The following is a 20226-nucleotide window of genomic DNA, read 5'->3' as shown; positions in this document are numbered from 1 at the left end:
TCATTTATTTATCTAAACCCATCTTGTCTTCGACTACATCGGCAATTTGTTGTGCAAATCTTTGTGCATCTTCGTCAGTTGATGCTTCTACCATCACACGTACTAAAGGTTCTGTACCTGAAGGACGTACTAAAATTCTACCCTCACCATTCATTTCCACTTCAACTTTAGTCATTACTTCTTTAACATCAATATTTTCTTCAACACGATATTTATCAGTTACTCTCACATTGATTAGTGATTGCGGATAAGTTTTCATTTGTGAAACTAATTCACTCAATGATTTACCTGACATTTTAACGATAGCTGCAAGTTGCACACCTGTTAATAATCCGTCGCCTGTTGTATTATAATCCATTAAAACAATATGACCTGATTGTTCGCCACCAAGATTATAATTGCCACGTCTCATTTCTTCAACCACGTAACGATCGCCGACTTTTGTTTTATTAGATTGGATACCTTCATTCTCTAATGCTTTATAGAAACCTAAATTACTCATAACTGTTGAAACAATCATATTATTATTTAGTTCTTGATTCTTGTGCATTTCTTGGCCAATGATGAACATAATTTGGTCACCATCAACGATATGTCCTTTTTCATCTACAGCAATGATTCTGTCACCATCACCATCAAATGCTAATCCAAAATCTGCTCCAGTTTCAAGTACTTTTTCTGCAAGTGCTTGAGGATGTGTAGAACCACATTCCTCATTGATATTATAGCCATCAGGACTACAGCCTACTGTTTCAGTATCCGCCTCTAAATCACCGAATAAGAATGGTGCTAATGATGATGTAGATCCATTGGCACCATCTAAAACTATTTTCATGCCTTCTAAATTCACGTCTACTGTTGATTTTAAATAACTTAAATATTTTTGTGCACCTTCAAAATAATCTGAGTAATGAACGATATCAGTACCAACTGGTCTTGGAAGACTTGGTTCATCTTGATCTAATAGTGCTTCTATTTCTTCTTCTTGATCATCAGAAAGTTTAAATCCATCAGAACCAAAGAATTTAATACCATTATCAGCAACTGGGTTATGTGATGCCGAAATCATAACACCTAGTCCTGCGTCCATTTCTCTAGTTAAATATGCAACACCTGGAGTAGAAATAATACCTAAACGCATGACTTCTGCACCAATAGAAATTAACCCTGCAATTAATGCAGATTCTAACATTTCACCAGAGACTCTTGTATCCCTTCCTACAAGTACCCTAGGATTTTTTTCACCTTTATTATGTGCTAGTACATAGCCACCATATCTACCTAATTTAAATGCTAGTTCTGGTGTTAACTCTTCGTTTGCGACACCTCTGACACCGTCAGTACCAAAATATTTTCCCATGATTTACTCTCCTTTTATTTCTTTCATTTATTTAACCGTAATATAAGCCTTTGTTTCTTCAGGTTCAACCTTACTTACATTCTTAGGCAAATTAAATTTCACTGTCTTTTCAGTTGATTCTGAAATATGATCTAAATCAACTTCAGCTGTGATATTATCTATACCCTGTAAGTCTTCTCTACTACCATAAATCTCTACTTCATCATCATCTATTTTAATATGATCAACTTTTTTATTACCATCTAAATTTCCAGTAGTCTTAGTATTAACCTTAACTTTTTTACTAAAAGGCTTAACAGACACTTTCAAATCAACTTGTCCTGGGTTAATTGATACGTTTAATTTATTTAAATCTTTATCGTAAGCATTAACATCTGCAACATCTTTCGTATCTTTACTAATCTTAGTTGCATTTTTATATGTTGCTTTTAAGTAAGCAATTTGATTCAATTGTTCTTCTCCACCTGTAACTTTAACTGTCTCAGGTGAAATTTGTTGTTTATCTATTTTATATTCATTTGAAATATCGCTTTGACTTACATCCGGTTGAACATGCATCGTCTTAGTCGTTTTCTTTTCCAATGTAATATTGGCTGCTTTAGGTTTTACATTGTAATTAATACCATTACTTATTCCTTTAACTTGGAATTTTTCATGATATTTACCAGCTTTTTCACCAGATAAATCAACCACTACTTTTAAGTCATCTGGACTTTCAATTTTTAATAATTTAGATTGTGGCCCTGAAATGTTCACATCTACAGTATCTGGAACATGAGTTGCATGTAAATCTTTATGGTTATAAACTACTTCCACTGGAACATCTTGGATTGTCTTTGTTGATTTCTGTGAAATATCATCTGAATTAAATATGTTACCAAAAACATTATTAACAGATAAGAAGAAAAATATTGCTAAAATAAGTGCAACGAATCTTAACCCCCACTTACTCTCTAACATATTAATTCACACCTTTCTTTTGAAAGTGTGTGCCAAACCAATGCTCAGCTAGTAATTCTTCAAACACTTCATTTGAAATATCTCGTCTTAGTTTACCATCAAATGTTACTGACACATCACCTGTCTCTTCAGAAACAATAACTGTAAAAGCATCTGATACTTCTGAAATACCTACTGCTGCTCTGTGTCTAGTACCTAAACTTTTTGAAATTTTAACACTATCTGATAAAGGTAAATAACTAGCGGCTGCTGCTATTTTTGTTCCTTGAATGATCATAGCACCATCATGTAAAGGTGTATTAGGTATAAATACATTGGTTAATAATTCTTGAGAAATTTTAGAATCCATAGGAATTCCAGTTTCAATATAATCCTGTAAACCTGTCTCTTTCTCAAACACTATTAACGCACCTATACGACGCTTAGCCATATACTGAACCGCTTTAGATACAGATTGGATTAACTTCTCTTCATCTTTAGTATAGGCATTTGTATAACGTTTCAAGAAACTTCCTCTACCTAATTGTTCAAGCGCTCTTCGAATCTCAGGTTGGAAAATAACTATTAAAGCAAGTACACCCCATTGAATTACGATATCGAACAATTTAGAAGTCGCAGTCAAATTTAGCATTTTACTGATTTGTTGACCGATTACTATAACAACAATACCTTTTAATAATTGTATTGCCTTAGTTCCTTTAAAAACTGTAATAAGTAAGTAAAGGACATACCACACAATCAATAAATCGAGGACACTAGTTATGACTTTCAAAGTACTGAAATTTTGAAAAAAATTGGAAAAATCCATAACATCTCCTCCGATAACATTTTCCATATCATCCATTATATCAATCATTAGAACACGTGTCATATGAACGGTGAGAAAAATGAAAAAAACTTGCATGTCAAAACACATGCAAGTTGCAATAATTATTTTATAATAATGTTTCTCCGAAAAATGTCCCAAGTAATGAAACTGCTTGTTCAGCTGTACTATTATGTAAATCAATTAATGGATTAACTTCAACCAAATCCATTGATGTAATCATATTACTTTCATGAAGTAATTCTAAAGCAAAATGGCTTTCTCTATAACTTAACCCACCTAATACTCTTGTTCCTGTTCCTGGTGTTTCAGTTGGATCTAAGGCATCGACATCTAATGATAAATGTAACCCATCAACATTTCTTGATTTCAAATAACTTAAAGTATCATTAATAACTGTTTCGATTCCAAGTTTATCTATATCTGCCATAGTATAAGTTTTAATGTTTTGTGCTTTGATATACTCACGTTCACCTTTATCCAAATCTCTCATCCCAATTAAAACTATATTTTCAGGTTTAAGTTTAGGTTGACTATTATTTAAATTAACAAGATCACTTGGACCATCACCTAATAATATTCTTAGTGGCATCCCATGTATATTTCCTGATGGTGACTCTTCAGGTATATTCAAATCTCCATGAGCATCATACCAAATTACACCAAGATTTTCATAGTGTTTACTAATACCAGAAATTGAACCTACCGCTATAGAATGATCTCCACCTAAAACTAATGGAAATCTATGATTTACTATCGTTTGTTCAACTTTTTCGCTAAGTGCATTTGAGACGCTTATAATTTCATCATAATTTCTCAAGCCTTGTTGCTCAGAATTAAACTTTTTCAAATCTATAGCAGGAACGTCTATATTGCCAATATCTTGAACATTCATACCTAAATTTTCTAATCTTTCCTGTAATCCTGCATATCTTATAGCATCTGGACCTAAATTCACACCTAATTTTCTTTGGCCAAATGTCGAAGGTGCCCCAATAATATCTATGTTCTTCATTAATATATCCACCTCTTTTTATCATGTTATTTATAGAATAATGTATCCGCTTACATAAAACAACATAAAAAAACATCTTTCCGAAGAAAGATGTTAAGAGTGAGCCATAGAGGATTCGAACCTCTGACCCTCTGATTAAAAGTCAGATGCTCTACCAACTGAGCTAATGGCTCTTATGGCTGGGCTAGCTGGATTCGAACCAGCGCGTGACGGAGTCAAAGTCCGTTGCCTTACCGCTTGGCTATAGCCCATTAAGATGGTGGAGGGGGGCAGATTCGAACTGCCGAACCCGAAGGAGCGGATTTACAGTCCGCCGCGTTTAGCCACTTCGCTACCCCTCCAGCATATTTAATTAAAATCAATGGTGGAGAATGACGGGTTCGAACCGCCGACCCTCTGCTTGTAAGGCAGATGCTCTCCCAGCTGAGCTAATTCTCCATAAATGACTCCTACGGGACTCGAACCCGTGTTACCGCCGTGAAAGGGCGGTGTCTTAACCGCTTGACCAAGGAGCCATGGCTCCACAGGTAGGACTCGAACCTACGACCGATCGGTTAACAGCCGATAGCTCTACCACTGAGCTACTGTGGAATAATTATATATTTGCCTGGCAACGTCCTACTCTAGCGGAACGTTAGTCCGACTACCATCGGCGCTAAGGAGCTTAACTTCTGTGTTCGGCATGGGAACAGGTGTGACCTCCTTGCCATTGTCACCAGACAAATGGAATGTATTATACATTCAAAACTAGATAGTAAGTAAAATGATTTTGCGTCGCAAAACATAAATTTTGATTAAGTCTTCGATCGATTAGTATTCGTCAGCTCCACGTGTCACCACGCTTCCACCTCGAACCTATTAACCTCATCATCTTTGAGGGATCTTATAACCGAAGTTGGGAAATCTCATCTTGAGGGGGGCTTCATGCTTAGATGCTTTCAGCACTTATCCCGTCCATACATAGCTACCCAGCTATGCCGTTGGCACGACAACTGGTACACCAGAGGTATGTCCATCCCGGTCCTCTCGTACTAAGGACAGCTCCTCTCAAATTTCCTACGCCCACGACGGATAGGGACCGAACTGTCTCACGACGTTCTGAACCCAGCTCGCGTACCGCTTTAATGGGCGAACAGCCCAACCCTTGGGACCGACTACAGCCCCAGGATGCGATGAGCCGACATCGAGGTGCCAAACCTCCCCGTCGATGTGAACTCTTGGGGGAGATAAGCCTGTTATCCCCGGGGTAGCTTTTATCCGTTGAGCGATGGCCCTTCCATGCGGAACCACCGGATCACTAAGTCCGTCTTTCGACCCTGCTCGACTTGTAAGTCTCGCAGTCAAGCTCCCTTATGCCTTTACACTCTATGAATGATTTCCAACCATTCTGAGGGAACCTTTGAGCGCCTCCGTTACCTTTTAGGAGGCGACCGCCCCAGTCAAACTGCCCACCTGACACTGTCTCCCACCACGATAAGTGGTGCGGGTTAGAAAGCCAACACAGCTAGGGTAGTATCCCACCAATGCCTCCACGTAAGCTAGCGCTCACGTTTCAAAGGCTCCTACCTATCCTGTACAAGCTGTGCCGAATTTCAATATCAGGCTACAGTAAAGCTCCACGGGGTCTTTCCGTCCTGTCGCGGGTAACCTGCATCTTCACAGGTACTATGATTTCACCGAGTCTCTCGTTGAGACAGTGCCCAAATCGTTACGCCTTTCGTGCGGGTCGGAACTTACCCGACAAGGAATTTCGCTACCTTAGGACCGTTATAGTTACGGCCGCCGTTTACTGGGGCTTCGATTCGTAGCTTCGCAGAAGCTAACTACTCCTCTTAACCTTCCAGCACCGGGCAGGCGTCAGCCCCTATACATCACCTTACGGTTTAGCAGAGACCTGTGTTTTTGATAAACAGTCGCTTGGGCCTATTCACTGCGGCTCTTCTGGGCGTTAACCCTAAAGAGCACCCCTTCTCCCGAAGTTACGGGGTCATTTTGCCGAGTTCCTTAACGAGAGTTCGCTCGCTCACCTTAGAATTCTCATCTTGACTACCTGTGTCGGTTTGCGGTACGGGCACCTGTTATCTATCTAGAGGCTTTTCTTGGCAGTGTGAAATCAACGACTCGAGGAAACAATTTCCTCTCCCCATCACAGCTTGACCTTATGAGTGCCGGATTTGCCTAACACTCAGTCTTACTGCTTGGACGTGCAATCCAATAGCACGCTTCGCCTATCCTACTGCGTCCCCCCATCGATTAAAACGATACTAGGTGGTACAGGAATATCAACCTGTTATCCATCGCCTACGCCTGTCGGCCTCAGCTTAGGACCCGACTAACCCAGAGCGGACGAGCCTTCCTCTGGAAACCTTAGTCAATCGGTGGACGGGATTCTCACCCGTCTTTCGCTACTCACACCGGCATTCTCACTTCTAAGCGCTCCACATGTCCTTGCGATCATGCTTCGACGCCCTTAGAACGCTCTCCTACCATTGTCCTACGGACAATCCACAGCTTCGGTAATATGTTTAGCCCCGGTACATTTTCGGCGCAGTGTCACTCGACTAGTGAGCTATTACGCACTCTTTAAATGATGGCTGCTTCTAAGCCAACATCCTAGTTGTCTGGGCAACGCCACATCCTTTTCCACTTAACATATATTTTGGGACCTTAGCTGGTGGTCTGGGCTGTTTCCCTTTCGAACACGGACCTTATCACCCATGTTCTGACTCCCAAGTTAAATTGATTGGCATTCGGAGTTTGTCTGAATTCGGTAACCCGAGAAGGGCCCCTCGTCCAAACAGTGCTCTACCTCCAATAATCATCACTTGAGGCTAGCCCTAAAGCTATTTCGGAGAGAACCAGCTATCTCCAAGTTCGATTGGAATTTCTCCGCTACCCTCAGTTCATCCGCTCACTTTTCAACGTAAGTCGGTTCGGTCCTCCATTCAGTGTTACCTGAACTTCAACCTGACCAAGGGTAGATCACCTGGTTTCGGGTCTACGACCAAATACTAAACGCCCTATTCAGACTCGCTTTCGCTACGGCTCCACATTAGCTGCTTAACCTTGCATCAAATCGTAACTCGCCGGTTCATTCTACAAAAGGCACGCCATCACCCATTAACGGGCTCTGACTACTTGTAAGCACACGGTTTCAAGTTCTCTTTCACTCCCCTTCCGGGGTACTTTTCACCTTTCCCTCACGGTACTGGTTCACTATCGGTCACTAGAGAGTATTTAGCCTTAGGAGATGGTCCTCCCAGATTCCGACGGAATTTCACGTGCTCCGTCGTACTCAGGATCCACTCAAGAGAGTATATATTTTCGACTACAGGATTATTACCTTCTTTGATTCAACTTTCCAGATGATTCGTCTAATATATACTTTTGTAACTCCGTATAGAGTGTCCTACAACCCCAACAAGCAAGCTTGTTGGTTTGGGCTCTTCCCGTTTCGCTCGCCGCTACTCAGGGAATCGATTTTTCTTTCTCTTCCTCCGGGTACTAAGATGTTTCAGTTCTCCGGGTCTGCCTTCTGATATGCTATGTATTCACATATCGATAACATGACATAACTCATGCTGGGTTTCCCCATTCGGAAATCTCTGGATCAACGCTTACTTACAGCTCCCCAAAGCATATCGTCGTTAGTAACGTCCTTCATCGGCTTCTAGTGCCAAGGCATCCACCGTGCGCCCTTAATAACTTAATCTATGTTTCCATCCTACAGGAAACGCGTTATTAATCTTGTGAGTGTTCTTTCGAACACTAGCGATTATTTCTTATGAATTCAAGCTTTAAAACTCTAATTCACTCGGTTTTGCTTGGTAAAATCTGTTTTACTTACTTATCTAGTTTTCAATGTACAAGTTCTATTTCCAGTCAAGCGTTTGCATACTGCTTTGTTATCATTACTTTAAATACCCATTTACTCTAGTAAACTCCGCTTTAAAGTAACTCAACGCATTGTCTGCGAATCGCTTTCTTTGAAAAAGAAGATATGTTGAATGTTATATAAACATTCAAAACTGAATACAATATGTCAATGTTATTCCTTCATCTTCTACGAAGATGTTCCGAATATATCCTTAGAAAGGAGGTGATCCAGCCGCACCTTCCGATACGGCTACCTTGTTACGACTTCACCCCAATCATTTGTCCCACCTTCGACGGCTAGCTCCATAAATGGTTACTCCACCGGCTTCGGGTGTTACAAACTCTCGTGGTGTGACGGGCGGTGTGTACAAGACCCGGGAACGTATTCACCGTAGCATGCTGATCTACGATTACTAGCGATTCCAGCTTCATGTAGTCGAGTTGCAGACTACAATCCGAACTGAGAACAACTTTATGGGATTTGCTTGACCTCGCGGTTTAGCTGCCCTTTGTATTGTCCATTGTAGCACGTGTGTAGCCCAAATCATAAGGGGCATGATGATTTGACGTCATCCCCACCTTCCTCCGGTTTGTCACCGGCAGTCAACTTAGAGTGCCCAACTTAATGATGGCAACTAAGCTTAAGGGTTGCGCTCGTTGCGGGACTTAACCCAACATCTCACGACACGAGCTGACGACAACCATGCACCACCTGTCACTTTGTCCCCCGAAGGGGAAAACTCTATCTCTAGAGCGGTCAAAGGATGTCAAGATTTGGTAAGGTTCTTCGCGTTGCTTCGAATTAAACCACATGCTCCACCGCTTGTGCGGGTCCCCGTCAATTCCTTTGAGTTTCAACCTTGCGGTCGTACTCCCCAGGCGGAGTGCTTAATGCGTTAGCTGCAGCACTAAGGGGCGGAAACCCCCTAACACTTAGCACTCATCGTTTACGGCGTGGACTACCAGGGTATCTAATCCTGTTTGATCCCCACGCTTTCGCACATCAGCGTCAGTTACAGACCAGAAAGTCGCCTTCGCCACTGGTGTTCCTCCATATCTCTGCGCATTTCACCGCTACACATGGAATTCCACTTTCCTCTTCTGCACTCAAGTTTTCCAGTTTCCAATGACCCTCCACGGTTGAGCCGTGGGCTTTCACATCAGACTTAAAAAACCGCCTACGCGCGCTTTACGCCCAATAATTCCGGATAACGCTTGCCACCTACGTATTACCGCGGCTGCTGGCACGTAGTTAGCCGTGGCTTTCTGATCAGGTACCGTCAAGATGTGCACAGTTACTTACACATTTGTTCTTCCCTGATAACAGAGTTTTACAATCCGAAGACCTTCATCACTCACGCGGCGTTGCTCCGTCAGGCTTTCGCCCATTGCGGAAGATTCCCTACTGCTGCCTCCCGTAGGAGTCTGGACCGTGTCTCAGTTCCAGTGTGGCCGATCACCCTCTCAGGTCGGCTACGTATCGTTGCCTTGGTAAGCCGTTACCTTACCAACTAGCTAATACGGCGCGGATCCATCTATAAGTGACAGCAAAGCCGCCTTTCACTATTGAACCATGCGGTTCAATATATTATCCGGTATTAGCTCCGGTTTCCCGAAGTTATCCCAGTCTTATAGGTAGGTTATCCACGTGTTACTCACCCGTCCGCCGCTAACGTCAAAGGAGCAAGCTCCTTATCTGTTCGCTCGACTTGCATGTATTAGGCACGCCGCCAGCGTTCATCCTGAGCCAGGATCAAACTCTCCATAAAAAATTATGATGTTTGATTAGCTCATAAAACTAAATTAATTGTTGTAACTTTCGTTACATTATTGGAATTAACGTTGACATATTGTCATTCAGTTTTCAATGTTCATTTGAAACAATCTTCATTATTATATAACTTCTTTAATTCGAAGTCAATATTTAATTAAGATTACTTTATTAAGTCTAAACGATTTGTTTCCGCTTTGCAATAGTAAGTTTTACACTTTCTTAACGAAATTTTATTAAACTTAACTTGTCGTTTTTGACGACTTTTATATAATATCAATTTAATGTTTTGAAGTCAATAATAAAATCAAAGTTTTTTTATTGATATTTTGGAGTTGAATAACTCACAAGAAAATATTCTAACAGGATTTTTCTAAAATGCAATAGAAAAAGCGTATAAAATTATAGTTAATTTTATACGCTTAATAACTTTTTGTTACTTTTGTGTACTTGCGATTACTTTTTGAGCAATTGTCTGATAGATTTTGCCTAATCTATCTTCAGGTTGATAGATAGACGGAGAAAAATCTGTAGGGTCCCATGTTGGTTGTTCTAATGGTAATTCACCGAACAATTGAGTTTCTAACTCATCTGCTAGTTTCGTTCCGCCACCTTTACCAAACACGTATTCTTTATTGCCAGTTTCTTTACTTTCAAAATAACTCATGTTTTCAATTACACCTAAAATTGAATGGTCTGTATGTTTAGCCATAGCACCTGCTCTCGCAGCAACAAATGCTGCAGTTGGATGAGGTGTAGTGACAATAATTTCTTTACTAGAAGGAAGCATAGAATGAACATCTAGCGCAACATCACCAGTACCTGGAGGTAAATCTAATAATAAGTAATCTAGATCACCCCATTTTACTTCCGTGAAAAAGTTAGTAAGCATTTTACCTAACATTGGTCCTCTCCAAATGACTGGTGCATTTTCTTCAACAAAGAAAGCCATAGAAATAACTTTAACGCCATATCTTTCAACTGGGATAACTTCTTTCCCTTCGATACCAGGTTTTTCATCAATGCCCATCATATCAGGTACACTAAATCCATAAATATCAGCATCTACTAGTCCAACTTTTTTTCCTTCTCTAGCTAAAGCAACTGCTAGATTAACTGCAACTGTTGATTTTCCAACGCCGCCTTTACCTGACGCAATTGCTATAAATTCAACAGAATTATTCTTTGATAATAATCCTTCTATCGTTTTAGGCTTTTCAGTACCTTTACCTCTATACTGTTCAACTGTACCTGCAGGTAACTCTTCGAATCTAATACCTACTGTTTTCGCTCCATTTTCTTTTAGCGTTTTAACTACAGCCATTTGTAAGTCTAGTTGAGGTTGTCCACCTAATTGTGCCATAGCAATTTTAACACTAACATGTTCAATTTCTTCTTTAATAGAAACATCAACTATTCCGTTAGTTTCTTTTAAAGGTACATCAATAATTGGATCTTTTATTTCTCCAACTAATTCTTTGACTTGATTTACCGTTAACAAAGTAAATCCCCCTTATTTATATTGTCTCAACTAAATAACTATACTGTGCTATTACCTAGTCTATCTTTTTTAGTATAAGACTTTTTATGTAATAAAAAAAGAAGTTAGCTTTAAATAAATAGCTAACTTCTATGATTTCATGATTTTTATATTTCTCTAATATTTTTATTCTTATTTCTAGGTTCTTTGATGAATAATGCGAAACTAAATGCAACTACTACGAATAATGTTACTAACGCAAATGATACATCTACACCTGCAGCAACGGTTTGTCGCTGTATCATTTCTTTACTTCCTGATGTTGCTATTGTAGATCCTAACCATTTTGAGCCCATACTCATAAATGTAACCATTAAAGCTGTTCCTAAAGATCCAGCCATAACACGTCCAAAGTTCATAATGGCTGTACCATGGGAAATGTTTTTATTTTCTAGTGCGTTAATACCAGCTGTATTAATAGGCATCATTAATAAAGAAACTGCAAACATTCTTATTGCATATATAATAATTAAATACATATAGGATGTGTCTGCTTTTAAGAAACACAATAAAAATGTGCATACGGTTAAAATAGTAAAACCGGAAATGATAAGAGGCCTTGGACCATATTTATCATAAAAACTACCTGTAAACACAGACATTAAGCCATTAATTATCGCACCAGGCATGATGACTAGACCTGATAATAATGCGGACAATGCTAAAGCATTTTGTACATATAATGGAATTAATAATGCAGGTCCAACCATGGACATCATCACTATCATTGAAGTAATCGTACTAAAACAAAAAGTTCTCGTCTTAAACACTTTTAAATTAAGTAATGGATTGGAAATTGTTAATTGACGTCTAACAAATATCAATATGATTATCAAACTTACTATTAATGTAACTATGATAATTGGATTCGCGAAGCCTAAACTACCCGCACTACTGAATGCATATAACATCATACCAAATCCAACTGTTGAATATAATATAGAACGTTTATCGAGCTTAGTTTGCTTAGTTTCGTTATAGCTTGAAATAAATATAAAACCGAAGACAAGTGCAATTAATGCGATACCAACTATAATTATGAATGGTACTCTCCAACTCACATGATCAATAATTAAACCTGTGAACGTAGGTCCGATTGCAGGTGCAAATTGAATTACTAAACCAGCTAATCCCATTGCAAATCCACGTCTTTCCTTAGAAAACAGTGTAAACAATGTAAATTGCATAAGAGGCATTAATACACCTGCACCCATAGCTTGAATAACTCTCGCAGTCATTAAGACACCAAAATTAGGTGCAATGGCAGCTACAATCGATCCAATTAAAAAGGTACCCATTGCAGATAAATATAATGGTCTCGTTTTAACTCGATCCATTAAATATGCTGTTAACGGAATCATAACACCATTAACTAACATAAATCCCGTTATCAACCACTGAGATGTACTTTCATCGATTTTTAATTCTCTCATAATATGCGGTAAAGCTGTATTCAATAATGTTTGATTTAAAATAGCTACAAAAGCACTAATTAGCATTACAGAAACAATTAAATTCCTTCGTCTTTTATTAATTTCTATATTGCTCATGAACATAATCTCCTTTATTCAATAATAGTATTTCATTCAAACAAACTACGAAAAACTATTCAAATTTAGTGCTCATTACTTTTTATTATTTAAATTTGTGCTATCTGGATAGAAAATTTCTTTACAAATATATAAAAATCCTATAATTACCATAATCACCCAAAACTTAATATCTATATATGTGTAATGGACATGTATTATAAAGTAAAACAATATTGTCGTAACAGAGTATCCTATTAAATGATAAGTAACTCCTTGAAAGTATGGGTTTTGTGGCAAGCGTTTTCTAAAGTAATCCATAAGATGTTCTACTGCGAATAAAGTGAAATATCCTAAAACAATATAGCTTCCATAATAGAAAATATTGTCGTAAAAGCTTTTATTATAGCCAAAATAACCTAATTTAAAATATATCAAAATCCTACTTAAGCCATATAAACCAAACCCTAAAAACATTAAAAAAATCGTTCCTGAAATAATAAAAATAGTAAGAACAATAAGTGTAGATATTAAATTATACATCTTATTTCTAAAAAACTTCATTACACTTATCCTCCTCCTATTTTGAATACATAAAGTATTTTACCATTAATCGATGACCTTATAAAATTATAAAAACGCCCACAATTCATGTAGGCGTTCTAAACGATTTGTTAAATTTTATTAGTTAGTCACCGGTTTGTTTTTATAAATGAAACTCCATATCGCCACTAATACAATTGCAATAACAATGGCTAATCCTAATACATTATGCAAGTTGCTACCGAACAACCCTGATTTCATAGCATACATATAGCCCATAACAGTTGATCCCATTGATGACCCTAGGTTTTTAGTCAAAGCGTAAAATGACATCATCTTTTTCATTTGATGTGGTGACGTTTCCTCTTGAACAATGACACTGTCTTTTGTATACACAAACCCAAAACTTAAGCCAGCAAGAATAACGCTAAACGCTATAAGTAAAGGTAGTTTTATACCGAAAATAATAATGATACTTCCAATAATTAGGAACGTAAATGCACCAATATACAATGCTTTTCTAGAAAATTTTGCTTCTAATTTAGCTAGGTTAAAGTTTAATATTATCCATGCCACAGATAATGGAAAAATAACAAATCCACTTTGAAGTGGTGATAAACCTAATTGTTCTTGTAAATATACAGGAATGTATAAATTAAAGCCCATTAAACAAATGGCAATTAATAAATCTGTAATAAATACTAAAGCAATCGATTTGTTAAATTTTACAATTGGTAAAAATGGGTGATCAGTTGTTTTTTCAACTTTATATAAAATAAACCCTACCAATAGTGCAAGTAGTAGTGATAAAACATTCAATACAACCTGACCCTGATTAAGCAAACTAAACATTAATAAACCAATAAATACATAAAATAAACTTAAACCTTTAACATCAAAGTTTGTTTTAGATACGATTTCTTCCTCTGGAAAATGGAATGTAAAAATGACTAATATAATCGCAATAAGTGCAATGGGGATATTAATGAAGAAAAGCCAATGCCAAGTTGCTATTTCAAGAATACCTCCACCTAAAAGTGGGCCTATAATACTTGATACGCCCCAAACACTACCTACAATGCCCATAATTTTATATCTTAATGGAATTTCAAAGGCAAGTTTTGGAACAATTTGTGATAACGACATCATCACACCAGCACCAAATCCTTGAATGACTCTAGATATAATGAGCATCGTAAAAGTTTCACTTGTACCTGATATAAAACTACCAATGGCAAATAAAACTAACCCTGTGATAGCGATATATATAATTTTAAATCGCGACATCAGTTCACCAACAATCGGGTTTGCTATAACTAAAGCAATAAAATATGCTGTAAATACTAAAGAAATAAAGCTTCCAGCATTTAAATCTTGACGAATGGTCGGCATTGCTAGTGAAATAATTGACGCTTCAATTGCAGCCATAAACATTATCAAAATTAACGCTAATACCGTTATCATCGATTTTAATCTCATTTAGTTGTCCTCCAACTTAATTTTTCTTACAACTCAATCTATATTATAGACTTTCATTTAATAAAACAATCATTAATTAGTATGACTTTTTCAATTAGTTATATTTTATCTTATTTTTCTACCTGTAAAAAAAGATATCTCTTTTTTAAATGATTTCTAATTAATTAAAAAAGTAACTAGAGACATCATCGTAATATCCCTAGTTACCTTATATTTTCTGTTTAAGACATAAAAAATAGTATGCCTTTTAAATGGAAAAATGAAGCTATTAAAATAAATATATGCCAAATCATATGAAAATATGGTCGGTTTTTTTGTGCATAAAACCAAGCACCAATAGTATAAGATAAACCACCTAATACAATAAATAGTATAAATATCCATGATGTTCGTAAAACGATAATAGGTGCAAATATAACACCTACCCACCCCATAACTAAATAAACTATTAGACTTAGCTTATGGTTAACATGAGTGGCAATTGACTTATACAAAATGCCCCACACTGTTGTCCCCCATAATAGAATAAACACAGTCCAACCTAACCAACCACCAACTACATTTAAAAGTATTGGTGTATATGTACCTGATATCGCAACATATATCATACTATGATCTATAATTCGCAATACATATTTTTGTACTGTATGATTCGCCATAGCATGATAGACCGTTGATGATATGAACATTAAAAATAAACTTATGACAAATATTGAAATACTTGTCGACAATAATGTGCCGCCCTTATTAAAACTATGCACTGCAGCGTATGGTAATATAATCATTGTACAAAATGATGCAAAGCCATGTGTGACAGTATTACCAACTTCCTCACCAAATGACAAAGGCATAATATCTTTAAAAGAACTATGATTTGATTCAATATGTTGTTCTGTGTTTGACATGATATGGACCACCTTAGTTTAAATCATTCCCATTTGTTTCAAATCAGCCGTTGCCGTTTCTACGCTGTCTTTTCCTTCTTTATTTTTCAATGGTGAAAACTCTTCTTCTCTTGATACTTGTAACGTAATAAAGCTAGTACCATAACGGAAAATATCAAAATAGAATAACTCGAATTTAAGTGTTGGTCGTTCAACTACTCCAAAGTCTTCATCTAGTTGTTTTAAATTTTTAATTGCTAAATGATAAGGTAATTCTCTATCAACTGCACTCATAATAAATCCTAATTTAAATGCATGGATACCAATGTTTGCGTTATCAAATTGATTTGCAACATTAGGATCAAGTTCTGAATACTCGAGAACTGTATCTTTACTATCTTTATTTACAAGTCTCCCAACACTTTCACCTTTTTTAGGTTTTATTGTCTTAGACGTAATATCTTTATTATTTGAGACTGTAAATCCTGCAAACATTGGGTCTAAAACTTTAACTAATACATTATCGATATTATTTAAAAATATATATTTAACATTATCTTGTTTCATTTTATCAAGATAGCCAGCTTTTTTAAGTGATTTAAAGATACCACCATTACCATTTGGTGTTTCCATAATATGGCCCGCTTCATTCAACACAAGCTGTCCTGTTTCACTTAATGCAACGATATTATCTTGTTTAAAGAAATGAATTTTGTCTACATCATAATTAAAATACTGTTGCTGTTCAAAATAAGCTAATGTTGCTTCATGGTTGATATCACTTGTCATGATATACCAATCCATCGTATGTCCTGTTTCTTTCTTTAATTCGAGTAATTGACGTGCTTGTAATTCAAACAAACTCACGCCTTCAATTTCAAATGAGCCTTTCGGACCTGAATAACCTAATCTAGTCCCTTGTCCTCCAGCCATTAATACTACTGCAAACTGTCCATTTCTTATAGCTTCAATACCTTGATTTCTATATTCATCTTTCCTTTGTTCGTCAAGTTCAGACTTAACAGTATATTTAACTTCCGAAACATCTGATGCATCTTCAATCGTTTGTCTATTAACATATAAGTTTTTATACATCTCTTGAATTTCTTCTAAATCTAATGATTCAATTTTATCTTCAAGTGCTTGTTTTTCATTACTACTCATTAATTTTTCATATTCGTATAAATGTTGTTGATTAAATTTCTCTAATTTATTTTTCTCTAACATCAATTTGTCTCCTTATGTAAATTATAATTTCACTCGATTTCAAGTTCGAATTTATGTATCTTGTTTTTAATATTGCGTAAATAGGTATCCCCAATGATGTATGATATCATTTACTTCACTTTGAAAAAACACATAAATGGCTCCAACTGTTAAAGCAGTCGCAAGTGATAAATCTACAAGTCCACCTGTTTTAAAATTCAATGGCGTTTTAATTGTTATTGGCAATGGATACAATAATTTAACCCCTTTGGGTGTTACCATGTCTAGTATAACATGTGAAATCAATCCTATGATAATTGCTACTTCATAATATATAGGTGTATCTATGATATGAAGTAAAATCCCTATGATTCCTATAAATAATAATGAATGGGTAAATGTCCGATGACCAAATAAGAGTCGAATTAAAAAACTAAGTATTTTAAATTTCCTACCTATTTTACTTTGGGTATGACAAATATCAGGTAATAAACTAGAAATGACCGACAATACAATAACTGTCACTGATGAAAATAAATCTGTATGAAAATATTGAGTTGTTAGTGCACCTACTAATAGTCCACAAGATGCATGTGTCTTTCCAGTCATAATTACCTCTCCTTTAATAGCAATATTTTATCATATTCTCCTTATTTATACGAACGTATTTTCGGTCTGAGCAATATTAAACTAAATATCAATTAGTATGACTTAATTTTAAAAAGTATCACATTTTATCTTGAAAACGGTTACAAAATGATTTATGATATATATACAAAATTAATTAAAGGATGTGTATTGGATCATGGCAATGACAGTAAAAAAAGATAATAATGAGGTTAGAATCCAATGGAGAGTAGCAGATATCAAAATTCCAACGAATGAAATTAAAAATATCTCTCAAGACCAAGATATTCATGCAGTACCTAACGTTGAAGGTAGAGAAGTTTCTAGAATTGGTTCTACATTTGGTAAAACAAATCGCGTTATTATTGATACAGATGACCATGAATACATTATTTATACTCAAAATGATCAAAAAGTGTATAACGAACTAACAAAATAATCTTTTAATAATAAAGTTTCAATAAACATAAGAGAGACAATGGTATTGCTAAAAAGTGCAATATTCATTGTCTCTTTTTATTTTTAATAGTACTGTTGAAAGACTATAATTTAATTAGAACACAATTACGACTAATACAAATATATAAGGAGTGATTTTTAATGTTTGTTGTTACAAATCGCATTACTGTAAAACAAGGTTTTGCAGAAAAAATGACGCCAAGATTTACACAAGGCGGGAAGATTGAATCGTTAAAAGGATTTCATAAAATCGAAGTTTGGCAAGTTAATAACGAAGACGATGACACTGAGGATATGTACGTTAATACATGGTGGGAAACAGAAGAGGATTTTAATAACTGGGTAAAAAGTGATGCATTTAAAGAGGCACATCAACGACCTAAAGATTCCAAAAGTGATGAACCATCTCCAGTTATAAGCAACCAAATTGTAAAAGCAAATGTGCTATCTGTTTTAAATCCATAATATTACCCAAAAAGTTAAAATAATAAAAAGCCAAGATGAGCAATTGTTATAGCAACAAATAAGTCATCTTGGCTTTTATATTATAAAAATAGATGTGCGATTAAAGTAATAATAGGTAATGTAATAATTGTTCTGATTAAGAAGATAACGAATAGTTTGCCAATGTTAACTGGTATTTTTGAGCCTAAAATGACGCCGCCTACTTCTGATAAATATATTAATTGTGTAATACTCAATGCACCAATAACAAATCGAGTTAAATCACTATGTGCACTTTCAATTAATATAGATGGTAAGAACATATCTGCAAAGCCAATTAAAATAGTTTGGGATGCATGAGTAGCTTCAGGGATTTGTAATAATTGTAAAAACGGAACGAATGGTTTACCAATCAATTCAAAGATTGGTGTATAGTTTGCAATAATAGTCGCAATCGTACCAATACTCATCACTACAGGTAGTATCACAAACCACATATCTACAACTGTTTTTAATCCAGATTTAAAGAAGTCTTTCACACCTGGTGCTTTAATCCCTACTTCGGTAGCCATATCAAATCCATGACCAATCGCCGTCTTACTTTCAGGAAGTTGCTCTGTTCTTGCATCACTCGATACGTCTTTCGCATATTCATCTGGTATCTTATTCAATGGCCATATTCTTGGCATGATTACTGCCGCGATTAAACATGAAATGATAACACTTAAATAGAATAAGAAAAATTGATCTTGCATTTTAACAGTATCTGCAATAATAATTGCAAAGGTAATTGATACCACACTAAAAGTCGTGGAAATCACCGTTGCTTCCCTTCTTGAATAAAAACCTTCTTCATATTGGCGACTTGTAATTAATACACCAACAGTTCCGTCACCAATAAATGATGCCAAATTATCTACTGTTGAACGGCCAGGCAATGTAAACAATGGTCGCATGACAGGTCTAAATAAAGGTCCTAACAACTCTAATAGACCGTATTCCATAAGTAATGGTAAAAATAAAGCCGCAAATAAAAATACAGCTACTAAAGTTGGTAATAAACTAGAAAACACAAGTCCACCAGTATCTTCTGAATATATCATTTTAGGTCCGACTTTTAGTAACGTCATCCATGCAAAGATAACGGCTAAAACTCTTAATATTATCCAACTCACATTTACATTAAACGCATTATACAATAAGCCCTTTGGATCTAATTTATCTTTTAAAATCGTAGAACAAATGAGTGTTAAAATCGCCGATAATGTTATAATTGTCACAATGATAAATGGCATCGCCCCACCCACAATATCTTTTAACCAATTAGCTAAAAATGCAACAGGTAGTGTCGTTTGCTTTTTACCATCTTGTTCTACTGGTATAGGAATTAAGAATAAAATGATGCCGATAAGTGACATTGTAATAAATTTAATTCGACCTTTAATGATTTCTTGCTTAGTATATCTATTCATCTTCCGTCATCCATTTCTATCTATTTAAAATACAATTATATATACTCAAATTACATTTATATTTCTTTCTAAACGTCATCTCATATATATACATTTTTATGAATAATTAAGTATTTAATACTATACGCGATTTACATTCAAAGTGCAATGGCTATAAGTTAAATAATTTTAGAATTTCATAGCTACTCGCTTAAACATTTTTATGACATATAAAATGCACCAAGAAACACAATAT

At 36.0% G+C, this 20226-nt stretch carries 14 protein-coding genes, 6 tRNA genes and 3 rRNA genes; 2 read left to right on the top strand and 21 right to left on the bottom strand.

Annotated features, from left to right (window positions below; all coding sequences use genetic code 11):
• Positions 1 to 4: 4 nt before the first annotated feature.
• From glmM to JX000_RS03385, 20 genes are all read right to left on the bottom strand, one after another.
• The gene (glmM, locus tag JX000_RS03480; protein ID WP_002451705.1) at positions 5 to 1360 is read right to left on the bottom strand and encodes a phosphoglucosamine mutase; all 1356 of its coding nucleotides are present in this window, start codon (positions 1358 to 1360) and stop codon (positions 5 to 7) included.
• A 27-nt stretch (positions 1361 to 1387) separates the two neighbouring features.
• On the bottom strand, positions 1388 to 2320 hold the full coding sequence (locus tag JX000_RS03475; RefSeq protein ID WP_002451706.1) for a CdaR family protein: 933 nt from the start codon (positions 2318 to 2320) through the stop codon (positions 1388 to 1390).
• 1 nt (position 2321) lies between these two features.
• Positions 2322 to 3128, bottom strand: coding sequence for a diadenylate cyclase CdaA (cdaA, locus tag JX000_RS03470; protein WP_002451707.1), 807 nt, complete (start codon positions 3126 to 3128; stop codon positions 2322 to 2324).
• 127 nt (positions 3129 to 3255) lie between these two features.
• Complete coding sequence (gene rocF, locus JX000_RS03465; RefSeq protein ID WP_145506776.1) at positions 3256 to 4161, bottom strand: arginase; 906 nt, start codon at positions 4159 to 4161, stop codon at positions 3256 to 3258.
• 100 nt (positions 4162 to 4261) lie between these two features.
• Positions 4262 to 4334, bottom strand: a tRNA-Lys gene (locus tag JX000_RS03460).
• Between the two features lie 3 nt (positions 4335 to 4337).
• Positions 4338 to 4412: transfer RNA gene (locus tag JX000_RS03455), tRNA-Gln, on the bottom strand.
• A 6-nt stretch (positions 4413 to 4418) separates the two neighbouring features.
• A tRNA-Tyr gene (locus JX000_RS03450) sits at positions 4419 to 4502 on the bottom strand.
• A 21-nt stretch (positions 4503 to 4523) separates the two neighbouring features.
• Positions 4524 to 4599 (bottom strand) — tRNA-Val (locus JX000_RS03445).
• Positions 4600 to 4604: 5 nt separating this feature from the next.
• Positions 4605 to 4676, bottom strand: a tRNA-Glu gene (locus JX000_RS03440).
• 1 nt (position 4677) lies between these two features.
• Positions 4678 to 4752: transfer RNA gene (locus tag JX000_RS03435), tRNA-Asn, on the bottom strand.
• A 14-nt stretch (positions 4753 to 4766) separates the two neighbouring features.
• A 5S ribosomal RNA gene (gene rrf, locus JX000_RS03430) occupies positions 4767 to 4881 on the bottom strand.
• A 70-nt stretch (positions 4882 to 4951) separates the two neighbouring features.
• Positions 4952 to 7873 (bottom strand): 23S ribosomal RNA (locus JX000_RS03425).
• 380 nt (positions 7874 to 8253) lie between these two features.
• Positions 8254 to 9806 (bottom strand): 16S ribosomal RNA (locus tag JX000_RS03420).
• Together the 16S, 23S and 5S rRNA genes with 6 tRNA genes alongside form the textbook arrangement of a ribosomal RNA operon.
• Positions 9807 to 10244: 438 nt before the next feature.
• A complete protein-coding gene (locus JX000_RS03415; RefSeq protein ID WP_002450464.1) occupies positions 10245 to 11309 on the bottom strand; it encodes a P-loop NTPase in 1065 nt (354 codons plus the stop codon).
• 146 nt (positions 11310 to 11455) lie between these two features.
• Positions 11456 to 12898 carry an MDR family MFS transporter gene (locus JX000_RS03410; protein WP_206140887.1) on the bottom strand — a complete coding sequence of 481 codons (1443 nt, stop codon included), beginning with the start codon at positions 12896 to 12898 and terminating at the stop codon, positions 11456 to 11458.
• Between the two features lie 75 nt (positions 12899 to 12973).
• Positions 12974 to 13441, bottom strand: a complete 468-nt coding sequence (locus JX000_RS03405; protein ID WP_002450466.1) for a SepA family multidrug efflux transporter — start codon at positions 13439 to 13441, stop codon at positions 12974 to 12976.
• Positions 13442 to 13561: 120 nt separating this feature from the next.
• Complete coding sequence (sdrM, locus tag JX000_RS03400) at positions 13562 to 14899, bottom strand: multidrug efflux MFS transporter SdrM (RefSeq protein WP_206140886.1); 1338 nt, start codon at positions 14897 to 14899, stop codon at positions 13562 to 13564.
• A gap of 221 nt (positions 14900 to 15120) precedes the next feature.
• The gene (trhA, locus tag JX000_RS03395) at positions 15121 to 15804 is read right to left on the bottom strand and encodes a PAQR family membrane homeostasis protein TrhA (RefSeq protein ID WP_206140885.1); all 684 of its coding nucleotides are present in this window, start codon (positions 15802 to 15804) and stop codon (positions 15121 to 15123) included.
• A gap of 18 nt (positions 15805 to 15822) precedes the next feature.
• Positions 15823 to 17010 carry a UTP--glucose-1-phosphate uridylyltransferase gene (locus tag JX000_RS03390; RefSeq protein WP_206140884.1) on the bottom strand — a complete coding sequence of 396 codons (1188 nt, stop codon included), beginning with the start codon at positions 17008 to 17010 and terminating at the stop codon, positions 15823 to 15825.
• Positions 17011 to 17076: 66 nt separating this feature from the next.
• Entirely contained in the window at positions 17077 to 17598 is a 522-nt protein-coding gene (locus tag JX000_RS03385) for a metal-dependent hydrolase (protein ID WP_002450470.1), read from the bottom strand.
• A gap of 196 nt (positions 17599 to 17794) precedes the next feature.
• On the opposite strand from JX000_RS03385, the gene JX000_RS03380 reads away from it, so the two are divergent.
• Both JX000_RS03380 and JX000_RS03375 read left to right on the top strand, forming a co-directional pair.
• Complete coding sequence (locus JX000_RS03380; RefSeq protein ID WP_002450471.1) at positions 17795 to 18055, top strand: SunI/YnzG family protein; 261 nt, start codon at positions 17795 to 17797, stop codon at positions 18053 to 18055.
• A gap of 161 nt (positions 18056 to 18216) precedes the next feature.
• Positions 18217 to 18540: a heme oxygenase gene (locus JX000_RS03375; RefSeq protein ID WP_145505360.1), complete on the top strand. Its 324-nt coding sequence runs from the start codon at positions 18217 to 18219 to the stop codon at positions 18538 to 18540.
• Between the two features lie 80 nt (positions 18541 to 18620).
• Here the strand turns inward: JX000_RS03375 and JX000_RS03370 are convergent, their stop codons facing one another.
• Positions 18621 to 19991 (bottom strand): YjiH family protein, encoded by a 1371-nt coding sequence (locus tag JX000_RS03370; RefSeq protein WP_002450473.1) that lies wholly within the window; start codon positions 19989 to 19991, stop codon positions 18621 to 18623.
• Positions 19992 to 20226 lie beyond the last annotated feature (235 nt).

Source organism: Staphylococcus sp. SB1-57 (assembly GCF_017086425.1).
Classification (GTDB): Bacteria; Bacillota; Bacilli; order Staphylococcales; family Staphylococcaceae; genus Staphylococcus; species Staphylococcus warneri_A.
Note: the sequence above shows the minus strand (reverse complement) of the source record. Positions and strands in the feature narration are given on the sequence as shown.

Excerpts from the sequence above, each read along its gene's own strand:
- cdaA (WP_002451707.1), bottom strand. The coding sequence starts at position 3,128 with ATGGATTTTTCCAATTTTTTTCAAAATTTCAGTACTTTGAAAGTCATA.
- JX000_RS03475 (WP_002451706.1), bottom strand. The coding sequence starts at position 2,320 with ATGTTAGAGAGTAAGTGGGGGTTAAGATTCGTTGCACTTATTTTAGCA.
- JX000_RS03375 (WP_145505360.1), top strand. The coding sequence starts at position 18,217 with ATGTTTGTTGTTACAAATCGCATTACTGTAAAACAAGGTTTTGCAGAA.
- JX000_RS03390 (WP_206140884.1), bottom strand. The coding sequence starts at position 17,010 with ATGTTAGAGAAAAATAAATTAGAGAAATTTAATCAACAACATTTATAC.
- JX000_RS03410 (WP_206140887.1), bottom strand. The coding sequence starts at position 12,898 with ATGAGCAATATAGAAATTAATAAAAGACGAAGGAATTTAATTGTTTCT.
- JX000_RS03370 (WP_002450473.1), bottom strand. The coding sequence starts at position 19,991 with ATGAATAGATATACTAAGCAAGAAATCATTAAAGGTCGAATTAAATTT.
- JX000_RS03380 (WP_002450471.1), top strand. The coding sequence starts at position 17,795 with ATGGCAATGACAGTAAAAAAAGATAATAATGAGGTTAGAATCCAATGG.
- JX000_RS03405 (WP_002450466.1), bottom strand. The coding sequence starts at position 13,441 with ATGAAGTTTTTTAGAAATAAGATGTATAATTTAATATCTACACTTATT.
- trhA (WP_206140885.1), bottom strand. The coding sequence starts at position 15,804 with ATGTCAAACACAGAACAACATATTGAATCAAATCATAGTTCTTTTAAA.
- rocF (WP_145506776.1), bottom strand. The coding sequence starts at position 4,161 with ATGAAGAACATAGATATTATTGGGGCACCTTCGACATTTGGCCAAAGA.
- glmM (WP_002451705.1), bottom strand. The coding sequence starts at position 1,360 with ATGGGAAAATATTTTGGTACTGACGGTGTCAGAGGTGTCGCAAACGAA.
- sdrM (WP_206140886.1), bottom strand. The coding sequence starts at position 14,899 with ATGAGATTAAAATCGATGATAACGGTATTAGCGTTAATTTTGATAATG.
- JX000_RS03385 (WP_002450470.1), bottom strand. The coding sequence starts at position 17,598 with ATGACTGGAAAGACACATGCATCTTGTGGACTATTAGTAGGTGCACTA.